Annotated in this window: 1 pseudogene; it reads left to right on the top strand. The window is 52.2% G+C overall.

Going from position 1 to position 2267, the window contains the following annotated elements:
- Positions 1–2267, top strand: a pseudogene (locus tag MWU82_RS24335) (collagen-like protein); the annotation flags it as partial.

Below are 2267 nucleotides of genomic sequence, written 5' to 3'. Positions count from 1 at the left end.
AGCAACTGGAGAGCAAGGTATTCAGGGTGAGAAAGGAGACACCGGAGCTCAAGGGATTCAAGGTATCCAAGGTGTAAAAGGTGATCAAGGAGATAAAGGTGAAACCGGAGCTCAAGGTATACAAGGAGAAACTGGTGCTACTGGTGACAAAGGAGATACTGGAGAACAAGGAATCCAAGGTGTAAAGGGTGATCAAGGTGAGAAAGGTGAAACCGGTGCGACCGGAGCCACAGGCGACCAGGGCGTCAAAGGAGATACTGGAGCTCAAGGAATTCAAGGCATCCAAGGTGAGACCGGGGCCACTGGTGCAACTGGTGCCTCTGGAGAACAAGGAATTCAAGGTCTAAAAGGTGACAAAGGCGACCAAGGAGATAAGGGAGATACTGGAGCTCAAGGTATTCAAGGTATCCAAGGTGAGACCGGGGCCACTGGTGCAACTGGTGACAAGGGAGATACTGGAGAAACCGGTGCTACAGGTTCAACTGGAGCTACTGGAGACAAGGGTGATACTGGTGCTACAGGAGCAACTGGAGAGCAAGGTATTCAGGGTGAGAAAGGAGACACCGGTGCGACTGGAGCCACAGGCGACCAGGGCGTCAAAGGAGATACCGGAGCTCAAGGGATTCAAGGTATCCAAGGTGAGACCGGGGCCACTGGTGCTACTGGTGAAAAAGGTGACAAAGGAGAAACTGGAGCTCAAGGAATTCAGGGTATTCAAGGTGAGACCGGAGCCACTGGCGAACAGGGTATCCAAGGTGTAAAAGGTGATCAAGGAGATAAAGGAGACACGGGTGCGACCGGAGCCACAGGCGACCAGGGCGTCAAAGGAGATACTGGAGCTCAAGGAATCCAGGGTATTCAAGGTGAAACTGGGGCTACTGGTGAAAAAGGTGAAACTGGAGAAACTGGAGAACAGGGTATCCAAGGTGTAAAGGGTGATCAAGGTGAAAAAGGAGAAACCGGGGCAACTGGAACCACAGGTGAAAAGGGTGACAAGGGTGATACTGGTGCTACTGGAGCAACTGGAGAGCAAGGCATACAAGGTGAAACCGGAGCCACAGGTGCAACTGGAGAACAGGGTATCCAAGGCGTAAAAGGTGACCAAGGTGAGAAAGGTGACACCGGTGCGACCGGAGCCACAGGCGACCAGGGCGTCAAAGGAGATACTGGTGCACAAGGTATTCAAGGGATCCAAGGTGAAACTGGTGCTACAGGAGCTCAAGGAATCCAAGGTGTTCAAGGTGAAACCGGAGCTCAAGGAATTCAAGGTATTCAGGGAGAAACTGGAGCTACAGGCGCAACCGGAGAACAGGGTATCCAAGGTCTAAAAGGTGATCAAGGCGAGAAAGGTAATACTGGAGCTCAAGGTGAGAAAGGTGAAACCGGAGCTCAAGGTATTCAAGGTGAAACTGGTGCCACTGGTGATAAAGGAGAAAAAGGAGATACCGGTGCTACAGGTTCAACAGGTGCCACTGGAGACAAGGGTGACAAGGGTGACAAGGGTGATACCGGAGCTCAAGGAATTCAAGGTATACAAGGGGAAACCGGAGCGACTGGTGCCACTGGGGAACAAGGTATACAAGGTTTAAAAGGAGACAAAGGTGATACTGGAGCAAAGGGTGATCAAGGAGATACCGGGGCTACTGGAGCCCAAGGAATTCAAGGTATACAAGGAGAAACCGGAGCCACTGGTGCTACCGGAGAACAGGGTATCCAAGGTGTAACTGGAGCTCAAGGTATCCAAGGTGAGACCGGGGCGACAGGAGCCACTGGTGAAAAAGGTGACAAGGGAGATACTGGAGCCACTGGTGCAACTGGTGACAAAGGTGACAAGGGTGATACTGGTGCTACAGGAGCAACTGGAGAGCAAGGTATTCAGGGTGAGAAAGGAGATACTGGTGCCACCGGAGCTACAGGAGCAACAGGAGCTCAAGGAATTCAGGGTCTAAAAGGTGACAAAGGCGACCAAGGAGATAAGGGCGATACAGGAGCTCAAGGAATCCAAGGTGAGAAAGGTGATACTGGTGCTACAGGCGAAAAGGGTGATACCGGAGCTACAGGTGAAAAGGGTGACAAGGGAGATACTGGAGCTCAAGGAATTCAAGGTATACAAGGAGAAACCGGGGCCACTGGTGCGACAGGTGCAACTGGTGAAAAAGGAAACACCGGTGAGACCGGAGCCACAGGCGACCAGGGCGTCAAAGGAGATACTGGAGCTCAAGGAATTCAGGGTATACAAGGAGAAACCGGGGCCACTGGTGCCACTG

This window comes from Arenibacter sp. S6351L (genome assembly GCF_023016025.1).
In the GTDB taxonomy this organism is placed as follows: Bacteria; Bacteroidota; Bacteroidia; order Flavobacteriales; family Flavobacteriaceae; genus Arenibacter; species Arenibacter algicola_B.
This window is presented reverse-complemented; position numbering and strand designations above follow the sequence as displayed.